8 protein-coding genes are annotated in these 15,785 nt (G+C 63.3%); 4 read left to right on the top strand and 4 right to left on the bottom strand.

The window, feature by feature from the left end; translation table 11 throughout:
* Window positions 1-199: 199 nt before the first annotated feature.
* From recC to DIT71_RS04315, 4 genes are read left to right on the top strand one after another with little or no spacing between them, the layout of a single operon-like run.
* Entirely contained in the window at window positions 200-3,793 is a 3,594-nt protein-coding gene (gene recC / locus DIT71_RS04330) for an exodeoxyribonuclease V subunit gamma (RefSeq protein WP_114611985.1), read from the top strand.
* Window positions 3,793-7,500: an exodeoxyribonuclease V subunit beta gene (gene recB, locus DIT71_RS04325; protein ID WP_114611984.1), complete on the top strand. Its 3,708-nt coding sequence runs from the start codon at window positions 3,793-3,795 to the stop codon at window positions 7,498-7,500. The genes recC and recB overlap by 1 nt, the downstream gene beginning before the upstream one ends.
* Window positions 7,497-9,683, top strand: coding sequence for an exodeoxyribonuclease V subunit alpha (gene recD / locus DIT71_RS04320; RefSeq protein WP_114611983.1), 2,187 nt, complete (start codon window positions 7,497-7,499; stop codon window positions 9,681-9,683). The genes recB and recD overlap by 4 nt, the downstream gene beginning before the upstream one ends.
* 45 nt (window positions 9,684-9,728) lie before the next feature.
* A complete protein-coding gene (locus DIT71_RS04315) occupies window positions 9,729-10,187 on the top strand; it encodes an META domain-containing protein (RefSeq protein ID WP_114611982.1) in 459 nt (152 codons plus the stop codon).
* Window positions 10,188-10,200: 13 nt separating this feature from the next.
* Here the strand turns inward: DIT71_RS04315 and DIT71_RS04310 are convergent, their stop codons facing one another.
* Genes DIT71_RS04310 through DIT71_RS04295 form a run of 4 tightly spaced genes read right to left on the bottom strand, consistent with a single transcriptional unit; the run spans window position 10,201 to window position 15,785 of the window.
* The gene (locus DIT71_RS04310; protein ID WP_114611981.1) at window positions 10,201-10,731 is read right to left on the bottom strand and encodes a YqiA/YcfP family alpha/beta fold hydrolase; all 531 of its coding nucleotides are present in this window, start codon (window positions 10,729-10,731) and stop codon (window positions 10,201-10,203) included.
* A gap of 22 nt (window positions 10,732-10,753) precedes the next feature.
* Window positions 10,754-11,758, bottom strand: a complete 1,005-nt coding sequence (locus DIT71_RS04305; protein WP_114611980.1) for an LLM class flavin-dependent oxidoreductase — start codon at window positions 11,756-11,758, stop codon at window positions 10,754-10,756.
* 56 nt (window positions 11,759-11,814) lie between these two features.
* The gene (locus tag DIT71_RS04300; protein ID WP_114611979.1) at window positions 11,815-14,094 is read right to left on the bottom strand and encodes an ATP-dependent DNA helicase; all 2,280 of its coding nucleotides are present in this window, start codon (window positions 14,092-14,094) and stop codon (window positions 11,815-11,817) included.
* Window positions 14,091-15,785 (bottom strand): VRR-NUC domain-containing protein, encoded by a 1,695-nt coding sequence (locus DIT71_RS04295; RefSeq protein WP_227537943.1) that lies wholly within the window; start codon window positions 15,783-15,785, stop codon window positions 14,091-14,093. The genes DIT71_RS04300 and DIT71_RS04295 overlap by 4 nt, the downstream gene beginning before the upstream one ends.

Genomic DNA, 15,785 nt, shown 5'->3' with positions numbered 1-15,785 from the left:
TCTCTCATCTCATTGCAATTCTGATTATAGGACACTTTATTTTTTGGTGTTTTTTTCACCATACAAAGTTGTTCGGGTGGCGGGCAAGATTGGATGACTCCGAAATGACATGGGTCAAGCCCGCAGGACCGGGCCAGAATTTTTCCAGAGTTGTGGTAGGCTTTCTTTTCTTCTCCCCCTGGAACCACACAGAGCAGGTATGCCAGCAGCATCCATCCAGCCAGGCTTTCACGCCATCCATGCCAACCACCTCGAAGACCTGCGCCGGGCTGTGGTCTGGATTTGCCAGCAAAGCCCGCTGCCGCCCCTGGAAAGCGAGACCTTTCTGGTGCAAAGTAACGGCATTGCCCAGTGGCTGAAGCTTGCCCTGGCGGAGGATCCCTCCGGCGCGGAAAGCGGCGATGACAACGGGGGCATGGGTATCGCCGCCGGTATGGATTTCCTGTTTCCTGCCCGCTTTATCTGGCAGGCCTACCGCGCCGTATTGACACCCGCCGGGGTGCCGGAGCAGTCGCCCTTCGACAAGTCCCGCCTGGTCTGGCGTCTGTTCCGGTTGCTTCCGCATCTGATCGCAGAGGACGGGGTGTTTGCGCCCCTGCAACGGTTCATGGCGGGGGCCGATACCGAAACCCGCCGTTATCAGCTGGCTGGCAAGATTGCCGACCTGTTCGACCAGTACCAGGTGTTCCGTGCTGACTGGCTGGCGGACTGGGAGGCCGGCCATGACCGCCTGCAGATGGCGCGAGGCGAATACCGCGAACTGGGTGAGGAATTGCGCTGGCAGCCGGTGCTTTGGCGAAAACTGGTGGAAGACGTCAGTGAGCTTGCCGCCACCAGCCGCTCACGCATCCACACCCGTTTCATGGAGGAAGGGCAGAAACTGAAAACCGGGGACCGGCCTGCGGATCTGCCCCGGCGTATTGTGGTATTCGGCGTGTCCTCGCTGCCAAAGCAGGCGCTGGAGGCGCTATCGATCCTCAGCCGGGTCAGCCAGGTGGTGCTCTGTGTCCACAACCCGAGTGAGTTCTACTGGGCCGATATCATCAGTGATCGCGACCTGCTCAATGCCGATCGCAAGCGGGGGCAGGCCCATCCGAAACTGGCAGCGCTGACCGACCCTGACGATCTCCACCAGCACGCCAACCCCCTGCTGGCGGCCTGGGGCAAACAGGGCCGGGACTACATCCGCCTGCTGGATGAATTCGACAACCCGGAGGAATACCGGGGCCGTGTCAGCACGCCAGATGGCCGCATTGATATTTTTACACCCCATGGGGACCCGCAGCAGCCTGTGCTGCTGCACCAGATCCAGGACGATATCCGTACGCTCACATCGCAACCGGAGATGTTGGGCCAGGGGCGCAGCCTGGACCCGTTCCGGGACGGTTCCGTGGTATTCCACAATGCCCACAGCCCCCAGCGGGAGGTGGAGATTCTTCACGACCAGTTGCTGGCAGCGTTCAACGCTAATCCGGAACTGCGCCCGCGGGATGTGATTGTCATGGTGCCGGATGTGGATACCTACGCCCCCCACATCCAGGCCGTGTTCGGGCGATACCCGCCGTCTTCCCGCCGGTATATTCCGTTTACCATTTCCGACCAGGGTCAGCGCCATCGTCAGCCGGTGCTGATTGCCCTGGATACCCTGATGGCACTGCCGGAAAGCCGCTTTGGCGTCAGCGAAATCGTCAGCCTGCTGGAAGTGCCGGCGGTGCGGAACCGTTTTGGAATTGCCGAAGGCGACCTGCCCCTGGTGCGCCAGTGGGTGGAGGGCGCCAATATCCGCTGGGGCCTGCACAGTGATCACCGCGGCAGTCTCGACCTGCCCGATGGTCTGGAGCGCAACACCTGGCAGGCCGGCCTGCGGCGGATGTTGCTGGGTTACGGCACCGGCCGCGACGAACCCTGGCAGGGCATCGAGCCCTATGACGAAATCGGCGGGTTACAGGCCAGCGTGGCAGGCAATCTCTGCCGTTTCATCGATCGTCTGGAAGATCTCTGGCACGAATTGCGGGGCAGTGCCACACCGGCAGGCTGGCTGGAACTGCTGCAGTCAATACTGGAGCGTTTCTTTGCTGACCTTTCGGATGACGAGCTGCTGCTGGTGAATCGGCTGCGGCGGCAGGCGGAGCAGTGGCTTCAGGACTGTGACAGTGCCGGCATGGAACAGGTGGAACTGCCCCTGAACATCGTTCGCGAGATCCTGCTGGAAGGGTTGGAAGAGGGTGGCCTTAACCAGCGCTTCCTGGCCGGCAAGGTCAATTTTGCCACCCTGATGCCGATGCGGGCCATTCCGTTTCGCCGCGTGTGTCTGCTGGGGATGAACGACGGCGACTACCCGCGCTCGCGGCCACCGGTGGATTTCGACCTGATGGCCCTGGATTACCGTCCCGGGGACCGCTCCCGCCGGGAAGACGACCGCTACCTGTTTCTGGAGGCTCTGCTGTCGGCGCGCGAACAGCTGTATATCAGCTGGGTAGGGCGCAGTATTCGGGATGACTCGGAGCGGCCGCCGTCGGTGCTGGTGAGCCAGTTACGGGATCATCTGGATGCGGTATGGCAGGTGTCGGGTTCAGAGCAGAGAGCCTCGGCCGCCGTGACCATTGAACACCCACTGCAGCCGTTCAGCCGTGAGTACTTTCCGGCAGGAAATCGCGGTGACACGGCGGATGCCCCGGCTAACGTGCACGACGTGTTGTCTGGCAGGCGGCTGTTTACCTACGACAGCGAATGGCTGAGTGCTCACCAGGCACCGAAAGCCGAAGCGGAGCAGGTCGAGCTATCCTACTTGCCGCCGGCGGACCCGATCACCCTGGGCGAACTCGGCGCCTTCCTCAAACGGCCGGTGGAAGTCTTCTACCAGCGCCGCCTGCAGGTGCGGTTTGCCGATGTGGAAAACCTGGATACCGACAACGAAGCGTTCGCCATGGACGGACTGCAACACTGGCGCCTGGAGGACGAACTGATACGCCATGCAGTCATGAAAGCCGATACCGTTGAGGCACTGCAGCAGTATCTGGACGACTCTCTGGCCAGTATGGCGCGCCGCGGCGAGCTCGGCATGGGGCTCACGGAATACGCCCTTGCGCAGCAGCTGGAAAGCCGTATGCCGGACCTGCATAGGCGTTACCAGGAGGCGCTGGCACTTTGGCCCGAGGCCATTGAAGAAGTAATCGGCTTCGAAGCCCACCATAAAAGTGGCGCGGATACCGTGGATGTCAGCGACCGCCTGGGTAACCTGCGCACCCGTCCAGACGGAAGTGTCTGCAGGGTCGTCATTGCCAGCAGCAATCTCCTGGAAGGGCCCAGGGGCTCACGCCAGCTGCGATTCCCGGCTCTGCTGGACCACTGGGTATCGCACCTGGCGGGCAACCTCCGCTTTGAAGCTTTTCATACTCTGGTCATCGCCAAGGAGGAACAGCGGGTGGTCAATCTGCTGCCGATGGAAAAAGCGGCCGCCGGCGAATGTCTGGCCACCTTGCTGGATTACTGGATGCAGGGCCAGACACAGCCGTTGCCCGTTGAGTCCGCGGCTGCCTTTGCCTATCTGAGGGGGCTATATCCCGCCAGGGGTGAGGGTAATGAAGATAAAGCACTACAAAAAGCAGAAGAAGCCTACAACAAGGCCCTGGCCCGTGACAGCGGCTACCTGCACAGGGCTTACCCGGAGTTCGCACAGTTGCTTGCCAGTGGGCAATTCCCGCTATTGGTGTCCGCACTCTACGAACCGCTCTGGCACGCAGAACAGGCGGGCCGGGTGAAGCCTGGCGGCGCCAAAAGGGAGAAAACCTAATGACCGGCAGCGTTCACACACTCGACCCCCTGACACTGCCCCTGCGCGGCAGCCAGTTGATCGAGGCCAGCGCTGGCACCGGCAAGACCTTCACCCTGGCTCTGCTCTACGTACGCCTGGTACTGGGGCATCGCACCGCGGAAGAGTCCCTGGGGGAGGGCCTCATGCCGCCCCATCTTCTCGTGGTGACCTTTACCGAGGCCGCCACCAAGGAGCTCCGGGACCGTATCCGTGCCCGCCTGACCGAAGCCGCTGCGCTCTTCGCGAAAGACCCGGATACCGCTGATACCACGGCAACCGCGAAAGATCCGCTGGTCAATCTGCGCAACGCCTGCCCGGAGGCGGACTGGCCGGCCTGTCGCCGCAAACTGCTGCTGGCGGCAGAATGGATGGACGAGGCCGCCGTTTCCACCATCCACGGCTGGTGTAACCGCATGCTCAGTGAGCACGCCTTCGACAGCGGCAGCCTGTTCCGCCAGACCCTGGAAACAAGCCAGACCGAGCTGCTGGACAATGTGGTCCGGGACTACTGGCGCACCTTTGTGTACCCGCTGCCGCCGGAATTGATGAACGAGGTACTGGATAACTGGAAAACCCCGGAAAGCCTGCGCCAGTCGGTTCGTAACCTGTTACCCCATGTCGATGCGCTGCCGCTTCCCGGCCGGGACCCGTTGGCGGCCGCGCAAGAAGCGAAAGCTCGGCGGGAAGCCAGGCTCAGGGAGCTTAAAGCGCCTTGGCCGGCCTGGTGTGATGAGCTGGATGAGTTGCTGGCGGAAACCGCAAAGCGCAAACCAAAGCCATTGCACGGCGGCACTAAAAATTCCATCCAGAAGGCTGTGGACTCCCTGCGGGAATGGGCCACCACCGACGCTGCCGAACCCCCTGATTTCCTGTCCAGAAGTCGCCCCAAGGGCTTCGATACCCTAGAGGCCGACGCCTTTGCGGAAAAATGGACCGGCGATGACGAGCCACCCCATCACCCGGCCATGGACGCCATTGCCGAGCTCAGGCCGGCCCTGAAAGCTATGCCGGTGGCAAAGCCGGACATCCTCAATCACGCCGCCTGCTGGATAGCCCGGCGCCTGGACAGTGAAAAACAGCGCCTTGCCAGCATGGGCTTTGACGACCTGCTCACGCGGCTGGATGAGGCTTTGGGCGGCCCCCAGGGCGAGAGACTGGCCGAAACCATCCGCCGCCAGTTTCCGGTGGCGATGATTGACGAGTTCCAGGATACCGACCCGGTCCAGTACCGGATCTTTGATCGTGTCTATCGGGTGGCCAGCAACGACCAGGATACTAGTCTGCTGATGATCGGCGACCCCAAGCAGGCCATTTACGGTTTCCGGGGCGCCGACATCTATACCTATCTGGACGCCCGCCGCGCTGTCAGCAGCCGTACCTACACACTGGGCACCAACTTCCGCTCCGCCGTCGCCATGGTGGATGGTGTTAACCGGGTGTTCGCGCAGGCTGACCAGTCACTGCCGGAGGGGGCGTTCCTGTTTCGTGCCGGCGACGACAACCCGCTGCCGTTCAACCCGGTGAATGCCAGGGGTACCGACCAGCACTGGTGCGTACAGGGCCAGGGCCAGACACCGCTAACCTTCTGGACCCTGGCGGATGAGCGTCCTGTCGCCAAAGAAGCCGGTCGCGAGGCTATGGCAGACGTCTGCTCGGCAGAGATTGCCCGCCTGCTGAACCTGGGCCAGGCCGGTGAAGCGGGCTTCCGGGCCGTGGACCGGGCATTCGAAGCTTTGCGACCCGAACATATTGCGGTGCTCGTGAACAAACGCGACGAGGCGGATGCGGTCAGGCAGGCCTTGGGTGAGCGGGGAATTCGCAGTGTCTACCTGTCAGACCGCAACTCGGTGCTGCACTCGGCTCAGGCGCTGGAGCTGCTGCAATGGTTGCAGGCCTGTGCCGAACCCGGCCAGTTGGCGCTGATCCGTGCCGCGCTGGCCACGCCCACCATGGGCCTGGCCTACCAGGACCTGGACCGGCTGCTCAGTGACGAGAATGCGCTGGACCGGGAGATCAACCGCTTCCAGGGTTACCGGGAACTCTGGCAGCAGCAGGGTGTACTGCCCATGCTGCGGCGCCTGCTGATGGACTATGAAGTGCCCGCAAAACTGCTGGCGGGGCGGGACGGTGAGCGCGGTCTGACCGATATCCTGCACATTGCCGAACTGCTTCAGCAGGACAGCCAGCAGCTGGACGGCGAACACGCCCTGATCCATCACTACACCGAGATGCTGCGGGAGTCCGACGACGAGGATGAGCATCGCAACATGCGCCTGGAAAGCGACGCCGGCCTGGTCAAGGTGGTCACCGTGCACAAGTCCAAGGGCCTGGAATACCCGTTGGTGTTCCTGCCTTTTGCCACCGAGTTTCGCGAGGAAAAGTCGAACCAGGCCTTTATCAAGTACCACGACGACGACGGCAAGCTGCGGATCTCACTGGAACCGGATGACGACACCCTGGCCCGGGCGGACCGAGAGCGACTCGGCGAGGACATCCGCAAGCTCTATGTGGCGCTGACCCGTTCCCGCCACGCTACCTGGGTGGGTGCCGCGGGCATCAAGGGCTGGCGCCAGAGCGGCCTGGGGCACCTGGTGGGGCGTGACGCCACCGAGAACGACACTGACCTGACACCCTTCCTGCAGACCATGGCCGCCGGCGAGCCTGCCATCGCGGTGGCGCCAGTCCCGGAACCGGGAGAGGATGCTTATGCCGGCGAGGCGGAACCGGAGCTTGGCAGGGCTCTGGAGCCCGTGCGCGACGCAAAGGAAAACTGGTGGATTGCCAGTTATTCCGCCATTACCTATGGCGCCCGCAGTGGTTTTGCCGACGACTTTGCCCCCGCCAGTGAAGACGCCGAGCAGGAGAACCTGCGGGAAGAAGACGAGACAGAAGGCGCCGATGCCGTAACCTCCGTCGATACCGGCGCCAACGGACCGCAACCTTTCAATCAGCACAGTTTCCCCAGGGGCGCCGGTCCCGGCACCTTCCTTCACGACATTCTGGAATGGTGCGCCACCCAGGGATTTGGCCGGGTGGCAGACGAGCCCGAAGAGCTACACGCACTGCTGGAGCGACGCTGCAAGCTGCGCAACTGGAGCGACTGGGCGGACACGCTGAAAGCCTGGATCCATACCCTGATCACCATGGACATTCCCCTGCCCGATAGCGGTGGAACCTGCGCACTTGCCAGTCTTGCAACCCTCCGCCCGGAACTGGAGTTCTGGTTCGAGAGCCACCAGGTCAATACCCGCACCCTGGACAAACTGGTTCGCGCACACACACTGAAGGGAGAGAGCCGGCCGGAGGCTCACGAAACCACCTTCAACGGCATGCTCAAGGGCTTTATTGATCTGGTCTTCGAGCATCAGGGCCGTTACTACGTGCTGGACTACAAATCCAACTCTCTCGGCGAGGATGATCAGGCTTACGTGAGCGAGGCCATGAAAGAAAAGATTCTCGAAAATCGATACGACCTGCAGTACGTCATCTACCTGCTGGCATTGCACCGCCTGCTGAAGTCGCGCCTGCCGGACTATGACTACGACACCCACGTTGGAGGTGCGGTCTATCTGTTTCTGCGGGGATGTGACACGGCGGGCGCCGGCGCTTTCACCGAACGGCCTGGGCGGGCCCTGATCGAAGAGCTGGACCAGCTGTTCAGCGGCCAGCGGGGGAAAGCCGCATGATTGGCGAAAGCGGATACATACAGGACCTGTTCGACACGCCCCCGGCGGAACCGCCAACCGTGCCCCAAACCGCCGCGGAGGCGCTGGCGCTGATGGACGACTGGGTCGAGCGGGACTGGATCCGTGCCCTGGACCATGCATTTGCGGCTTTCGTCTGCAACATCGTCGGTGAACAGGGCGAGCAGCCCTCGCACATGCTGGCACTGCTGGCCGCCATGGTTTCCCATCAGGTGGGGCGGGGGCACGTTTGCCTGGACATAAGGCACCTTTGCCGCGACACCGAGCCTACACTGGTGCTGCCGTCGGAGGGAGTGGCGTCGCTCCCGGCAGACTGCCTGCGGCCGTCGGACCTGTTTTCCGGTATCAGCCCGGACGAACTGATCGCTGACCTGGGCCGAAGCTGCGCGGTTGGTAATGGCGGGCAGGCGACACCATTGGTTCTGGACGGCACGCGGCTTTATCTGCGCCGGTTCTGGCGATACGAGCAGGCCATAGCCGCGGGCATCCGGGATCGCCTCGAAAACCCTGTGGAGCTGGACGATGCCGGCCTGCTGGCGCAAGCGCTGAATGCCCTGTTCGGCACGGGGCCTGAACCGGATTACCAGAAGATTGCCTGCGCCCTGGCAGCCAGGAACAGTTTCAGCGTGATCACCGGTGGCCCCGGCACCGGCAAGACCACCACAGTGGTGAACCTGCTGGCGGCCCTGCAGTCGGTAGCCTGCGAATCCGCGGGTGCCGGTGATGCCAGCCCCTACCTGCGCATCCGCCTGTCAGCACCGACCGGCAAGGCCGCTGCAAGGCTGAGCGAGTCTATCGGCGGTGCGGTGGAACGCCTGCCGCTCGCGGAGCTGCCAGGGCGACCGGATAAGTCCGCCATCCCCACCCAGGTCACCACCCTGCACCGGTTGTTGGGCAGCCGCCCGGGTTCCCGGAGATTCCGTCACGATCAGGACAACCCGCTGCCGCTGGATATTCTGGTGATTGACGAAGCCTCCATGGTGGATGTGGACCTGATGGCTTCGGTCTTTGCGGCGCTCCCCGCCAGAGCCAGGCTGATCATGCTGGGGGACAAGGACCAGTTGGCTTCGGTGGATGCCGGTGCGGTACTGGGAGAGTTGTGCCAGCGCGCCGAGGCTGCCCATTACCTGCCGGCGACGGCCCGGTGGCTGGAGTCGGTGAGCGGATGCCGCTTGCCAGCGGAACTGACAGACCCGCAAGGCCTGCCACTGGACCAGGCGGTCGCCATGCTGCGCAAGAGCTATCGCTTTGATGAGCACAGCGGTATCGGTGTGCTGGCCGCGGCCACCAACGCTGGCAAACTCGACAGGGAACTGATCAATCGGTGTCGGCAACAGGGCTTCGAAGACGTGGCCTGGGTGGCACCGGCCAGTGGTTCGGTGCGTCCCCTTGCCAGCGAACCGGGTACGGCACTGCTGGCGGACCATGGCCTCACCGGCAGCCCGGAACGCTTCCGCAACAGTGGCGAGGGCCGTCGGATCAATGATGTGTCGGTTGCCCCACCGGTGGGCTATGGCCATTACCTTCGCCTCATCAGGGACGGCAGGCCAGTGTTAGCGGCCGCCACTGAAGAGCGCGAGCGATGGGATGCCTGGGCCACCGACGTGCTTGAGGCCTTCAACCATTTCAAGGTTCTGTGCGCGCTGCGCCAGGGCCCCTTCGGGGTGGAAGGGCTAAACCGGGAGATTGCCGGGCGCCTGCGCCAGGCCGGCCTGATTGATCGCACCGAGGGCTGGTACAACGGACGTCCGGTACTGATCACCGGAAACGACTATAATCTGGGCCTGATGAACGGCGACATTGGCGTTACCCTGAGCGTGCCCTGGGATCGCGATGACAGCAACAAGCCGGTTGGCACCCTGCGGGTGGCGTTTCCCTCCAGTGACGGCAGCGGTACGATCCGGTGGATCTCCCCGAGCCGGTTGCAGTCACTGGAAACCGTCTACGCCATGACCGTTCACAAGTCCCAGGGCTCGGAATTTACCCATGCCTGCCTGGTGATTCCGGACCGGCTGACGCCAGTACTGACCCGCGAGCTGGTCTACACGGGCATCACCCGCGCCCGGCACTGGCTGAGCCTGGTAGTAAGCCAGGAAGGCGTGCTGAAAGAAGCCGTGGGTCGCGGTGTGGTTAGGGCGTCGGGGCTGGCCAGGTTGTTGGCCTGAGTTGGCCCGAAAAGTGATCATGGACTCAGAACAGGGAGAAGTGGGATGAAAAAGAAAGTGGTGGTTCCGGCGTATGTGCTCGCCCTGTTCGCTGTGCTTTTGCTGGCCGGTTGCGCAGGCTCGCCGGCTGGCAGTAGCCCGGGCGGTGATATTGCGGCGATGCCCCTGACCAACACCTATTGGCAACTGCTGAGCGTCGCCGGCGAACCGGTGCCTGAGACCGACCGCGAACAGAAAGCTCATATTCTGTTTCTGGACGATGGCCGGGTGAGCGGGTTCAGCGGCTGCAACCAGTACATGGGGAACTACCGGGTGCAGGGCGAAAACCTGCTGTTTGACTCGATGAGCAGCACCCGCAGAGCATGCCCTGACAACCAGACGGAACAGTTACTGTTTGCAGCGCTCGCAAAGACCGTGGGCGTGAACCTGGACGGTATCGAGCTACGCCTGTTGGGTGAAGCTGGAGAGGAACTGGCGGTGTTCGAGGCCTCGCGGATGAAATAGGGGCCCCTGCCCGTCAGTCTACGGCCAGGCAGCGGGTCATGAAAATCCGGAACTCGCTCACCAGCCTCTCGAGGCTGTTTTCCAGCCGGTGCCCGTCCGGCAGCACCAGTAACGGCAGCTTCTGTTCCCGTGCCAGTTCGATTACCGGCATGGGCAGTACCACATCATCGTCCCAGCCGTGAATGATCTGGGTATGCCGGGCCTGAATCCGCGGGCTCGATTGGGGATAGGCCGACATTGCCAGCGCCGGTGCCAACAGGAAACAGCCCCGCACCGGCGTTTCCGCGCTGGTGCGGGCACATACCCAGCCACCCATGCTGGAACCGGCCAGGATGGTGTGTTCCGGACTCGCGCCCGCCTCGGCAATGGCCGCTTTCATTTGCTGCAGGCGCTCAACGGGATCTTTGGTGTGACGATGGTCCAGCGCAATCGCGGTAACCCCGGCGAAGGTTTCAGCTTCCGCTTTCAGGGCCTGCACCTTGGTGCTGCCGGGGCCACTCTCCAGCCCGTGGGACAGGAATACATGAATATCGGGCGTTGCCATGGTTATTCTCCGGTAAGCGGGTTCAGTGTCGGGTTGCGGCCAGAATGTCCAGGGCGTGCCGGCGTTTCTCCGGATCATACAGGTCCACGGTGAACATCAGTTCATCCACCTCAACCGTCTGCAGCAATCGTTCCAGCTGATCGCGGATGCTGTCCTCGCTGCCCAGTAACTGTAGCGACAGGAAGTCCTTCACCCCCGCTTTTTCGCCAGGGTTCCACAAACCGTCCATGGATGTCACCGGCGGCCGCATCCACAGGGGCTGGCCACGGAACAGCGACAGAATGCGCTGGTAACTGGTTGTCGCCAGGAACTGCGCCTCCTCGTCGGTATCCGCCGGCACCGCAGGCACAGCCAGTATCACGTAGGGCTTGTCCAGCTGTTCCGAGGGCTGGAAATTGTCCCGGTACACCTGAATCGCCTCGCGGTAGAGCCGCGGCGCAAAGTGGCCGGCAAAGGCGTAGGGCAGCCCACGCATGGCGGCAAGCTGGGCGCTGTACAGGCTGGAACCCAGCAGCCAGATGGGCACGTTGGTGCCGGCGCCGGGTATGGCTTTAACCTGCTGGCCCGGTTGCAGCGGTCCGAGCAGCGTTTGTAGCCGGGCCACGTCCTCGGGAAACTGTTCCGCACCCAGACCTTCACGTCGCAGGGCGCGGCTGGTAATGGGATCGGTGCCTGGTGCCCGGCCCAGGCCCAGGTCGATCCGCCCCGGGTAAAGGCTTTCCAGGGTGCCGAACTGTTCGGCGACCACCAGCGGCGGGTGATTGGGCAGCATGATGCCGCCGGACCCTACCCTGAGGGTTTCGGTGGCACCGGCAATGTGTCCCACCAGGACCGCCGTGGCGGAACTGCTGATACCTTCCATGTTGTGGTGCTCGGCCAGCCAGAAACGCCGGAAGCCGAGGCTCTCCGCATGTCTGGCATAGGCCACGCTGTTGGCCAGGGTCTCGCCCACGGAGTCGCCCTCGCGGACCGAGGCCAGCTCCAGCAGGGAATAGGCGGGAAATTGAACGGTGGAAGACTGCGACATTGAATGCTCCGATTCTGAACTATGCGGCAGCATAACAAAAACCGGCGGGCATGCCGCTATAGGGAATCGTCGGTATCTTTGCTCGCGATCCACCAACCCGGCAGCAACTGGCGGATGTCAGGCTGCAGGAAGCGGTCATCAATCAGCCAGATCACGCCCCGGTCCTCTGGCGTGCGGATCACCCGGCCTGCGGCCTGGGCCACCTTCTGCAGTCCCGGGATCAGGTAGGTATAGGCCTGGCCGGCGCCAAAACGGCGCTCCAGTCGCTGGCGCAGGATTTCATGCCAGGCGTCGAACGGTGGCAGGCCCAGGGTCGCCACGAAGGCCCCGATCAGGCGGTCGCCGGGCAGGTCGATGCCTTCGCCGAACACGCCGCCGAGGACGGCAAAGGCAACACTGGCGTCACCTTCCCGGAAGTCCTCCAGAAAGGCGGTACGCTCCTCGCCGGACATGCCCGGCTGCTGGGCTCGCAGGGGAATGTCCGGGGCAAGGTCGGCCAACGTGTCCCGCACGCGGTTGAGATAGGCGAAACTGCTGAAAAAGGCCAGGTAGTTGCCGGACCGTTCCCGGTATTGCCGTGCAATGAGTTCGGCAATGGGCCGCAGTGAACGCTCCCGGTGAGCCTGGCGGGTGCTGATACGAGGGGTGAAATGCACTTCCAGCTGGTCTGCGGAAAACGGGCCGGGCAGCGACTGGAAACAGGTGTCTTCAGGCATGCCCAGCAAGTCGCGGTAGTAGAGACCCGGTGACAGGGTCGCCGAGAAAAGCAAGGTGCTGCTGGCCGCTTCAAAACGGGGGCGGAGGAAATCCGCCGGAATCAGGTTGCGGATGGCTACTTCCGCCTTGCCGCGTCCTGGCCGGACCAGTTCGCACAGGGAGTGGTCGCCAAACACCTCTGCCAGCCTGGTAAAGGCCAGGCTCTCGAACATCAGTTCCTGCAGCGCCAGATCCGGCGGGTGGTCGGCGAGGTAGTCGGTGATGGCGGACACCAGGCGGTTCAGGGCGCCGGTCAGTGAACCGGGCAGGTTATCAAGAATTACCGGCTCGCGGCTGATCTCGGGGGCATGGTCGCGGATGACTGATTGCCAGGCCCGGGAGACCCCGTCCAGCCCGGCTTTGAGTGCCTTGGGAGCCTGCCGCCGCAGCCTTAGCAGGCGGGCCTGGCTCAGTTCCACCGAGTACATACCCCGGGCCCGGTCCACCAGGTTGTGGGCCTCGTCTATCAGCAGGCTGGCTTTCCAGTCATTCTGCCGCACCAGCGCATGGAGCAGGGCGGACTGGTCGAACATGCGGTTCACATCTGCCACCACCACGTCGCACCAGCGGGCCATTTCCTGGGCCAGGAAATAGGGGCAGATACCATGGTCGCTGGCAATGTCCGCCAGTACCGCCTGGGTCAGGGCGCCGGTATGGCAGACCGCCTCCGCCCGGGCCTGCGGCAGCCGGTCGAAGAAGCCCTTGGCCAGCGGGCACGAATCCCCGTGGCAGGCCTTGTCCGGGTGTTCGCAGGCGTGGTCCTTGGCCACCAGTTCCAGGGTTCGCAGTGGCAGGGCATTTGGCTGCTTCTCCCGCAACAGGTGGACTGCATCCACTGCCAGGTGACGGGCGGTGTTGCGACTGGTGAGGTAGAACAGCCGGTCCTGGCTCGCCGCCGGCATGGCCATCAGCGCCGGGAACAGGGTGCCCAGGGTCTTGCCCAGGCCGGTCGGGGCTTCCAGCAGCAGTTTGCGGTTGCGGAGGCTGTTACGGTACACGGTTTCGGCCAGGGCCCGTTGCTGCGGCCGAAAGTGGGGAAAGGGGAACGTCAGTCGTGATAGCGCCTGGTCTCTCGCCTGGCGGTGACCTGCTTCCTGTTCCGCCCAGCCGCTGTAGAGTGCACACAATTGTTCCAGCTCCTGCCAGAGTTCTTCTGCGCTGGCAGTTTCGACGATGGGGGTTTCCCGGTCCTTGCCCACATCGTAGTAGATCAGGGCCAGCTCGAGCTTTTTCAGGTTCTCCTGGCGACACAGCATTGCCCCATAGACCCGCAGTTGCGCACGATGGAGGTTGCGCTGGGCTTCCCGGACCCGGGACAGATCACCCCGGTGGGTCTTGATTTCTTCCAGGCGGCCGGCAATCGGGTCGTAGCCGTCGGCCCGGCCGCTGACCATCAGCGGGCCGCATTGGCCTGCCAGGGCAACCTCGCTCTGATACCTCGGCCCGCGACGGGCCTGCACGGCACTGTGACCGGCAATGCCTTCCTCCGAGGTGGGTGCAGGCGTGTAGCGCAAGTCCAGGTCCCCCTTGCGGGCCGCGAATTCGCAGAGGGTCCGCACGGCAACCCTGAGTTCATTCATTCGCTCGCTCCGGCCCAGCGCACGTAGCAGACGGATACGGGAATGCCGTGGCTGACACAGAACTCCAGCCAGCGGGTCTGGTGGTCCTGCAGACGATCGCCTGGGCCTTTCACTTCGATCATCTCATAGCGCCGATCGGGATCGCTGTGGGCGGGCTGAAAGCGGATCAGGTCGGGGAAGCCGCTGCGGTGCTCCCGCAGGTTGTCCAGCAGGCGCCGGAACATCAGCTCCAGGTGGCGTGCGGGGATACACTCCAGGGCCAGGTTTAACAGGTCTTCCGACAGCACCGGCCAGATCACAAAGGGCGAGGCAATGCCCTGCTTTTCGTGCCAGGTGTTGCGGATCCTGGTTTTGTAATTGTCGCTGATCAGGGTATTCAGGCACTCGTCAAAAAGGGCCTGGCGACGTTCCACGAAATCTTCCCGATGCAGGTCAACGGGGCCGGTGTGAAATGGGTGGAAAAAGGCACCGGGCACGGGTGCGAACAGGGCACGCCAGCACAGCAGGCCGAACAGGCCGTTGATCAGGGTGTTTTCCACATAGGCAACCGGGGCGTGGGGTTCGCTCAGGTGTTGCAGTGCCAGCCCTTCCACCGGGTGTCCCCCGGGATTATCCAGTTCGATGGTAAAGGCCGTCAGTGCCGGGCGTGGGGACGGCCGGGGAGGAGCTTCTCCCAGTTTTCTGGCCAGTCGTGACAGGATGCGCTCCAGCCCTGGTTCTTCCGAGCCGACACCGGACTCCTTGCCCGCCGCTATCGCCAATGTCCAGGCTTCGCGGTGCCGCTTCAGCCGCTCCAGCAACCTCAGGTGGCGCAGGCGGGCTTCACGGTGGCCACTGTGCTGGTAGGCGGTCAAAGCCAGATCCGTGTTGCCGCCTCGCTCCGCCTGTTTGCCCAGCTCGAACAGCAAACGACCGCGCCTTGCCTCGAGCCACGGGTTGTCGTTGCCCGGTGGCACGTCCTGCCATACTGTTTCCGGCGGTTCGCCCTCGTCCAGGCGTTCACGGCAGCGGTGCATGACCAGGTAGCGGTCGACCTCATCGCGCTCGTCAAAGGCCCGGGACTCGGCGGAAAGCGGGACCTGCTCGTATTGCTGGTGGCCCAGTTCCACCAGCACGAAATCGGACCAGCTCTGGCGCAGGTTGCCGAAGAACATCAGCCGCAGGCGATCGAACAGGGTCATGTGGTTCAGCCGGATTACCTGTGAGGAAAGGCCTGGCAGCCAGTGATGCACGGGAAGTGAACCGGGATGCAGTGGGATAAGGGTGTCTTTCAACAGCCCCTTGGCGGCTCCCGTTGGCAAACCGGCAGCGGAGATCCTCTCGGCCAGGCCAGGACGAAGCTCGGCGAGGGTGAACAGACGAAACACCTCAACCAGGGGCAGCTGCGGGTTGTCTTCAACCCAGCCGCTGTGTGCCAGGGCTTTTGCCGTGGCGACGACTGGCGCGCCAAGCTCCGGGTAGTTGAGTTTCTCCAACCGGAACAGATCACCGGTGCGCATCACCATGCGGGCAACCAGCGCCCTTGCGGGCTGGTCCAGTGCCAGCAGGCTGTCTACAAGGCCGGTTTCCCTGGAGGTCAGCAAATCGCTGTGGTGCTCACGTACCCATTTCACGACCGTTTCAAAGTTCTCAAGGTAGTAGAGCGGATTGTCCAGATCGGCGGTGCCGGGCATGGCGGAGTGTCGTGTCAA

Origin of the sequence: Marinobacter vulgaris, from assembly GCF_003344045.1 — a bacterium.
GTDB classification, from domain to species: domain Bacteria; phylum Pseudomonadota; class Gammaproteobacteria; order Pseudomonadales; family Oleiphilaceae; genus Marinobacter; species Marinobacter vulgaris.
Note: the sequence above shows the minus strand (reverse complement) of the source record. Positions and strands in the feature narration are given on the sequence as shown.

Bases quoted from the DNA above. Each gene is read 5' to 3' on its own strand.
- recB (WP_114611984.1), top strand. From the start codon at position 3,793: ATGACCGGCAGCGTTCACACACTCGACCCCCTGACACTGCCCCTGCGC.
- DIT71_RS04300 (WP_114611979.1), bottom strand. From the start codon at position 14,094: ATGAATGAACTCAGGGTTGCCGTGCGGACCCTCTGCGAATTCGCGGCC.
- DIT71_RS04315 (WP_114611982.1), top strand. From the start codon at position 9,729: ATGAAAAAGAAAGTGGTGGTTCCGGCGTATGTGCTCGCCCTGTTCGCT.
- recC (WP_114611985.1), top strand. From the start codon at position 200: ATGCCAGCAGCATCCATCCAGCCAGGCTTTCACGCCATCCATGCCAAC.
- DIT71_RS04305 (WP_114611980.1), bottom strand. From the start codon at position 11,758: ATGTCGCAGTCTTCCACCGTTCAATTTCCCGCCTATTCCCTGCTGGAG.
- DIT71_RS04310 (WP_114611981.1), bottom strand. From the start codon at position 10,731: ATGGCAACGCCCGATATTCATGTATTCCTGTCCCACGGGCTGGAGAGT.
- recD (WP_114611983.1), top strand. From the start codon at position 7,497: ATGATTGGCGAAAGCGGATACATACAGGACCTGTTCGACACGCCCCCG.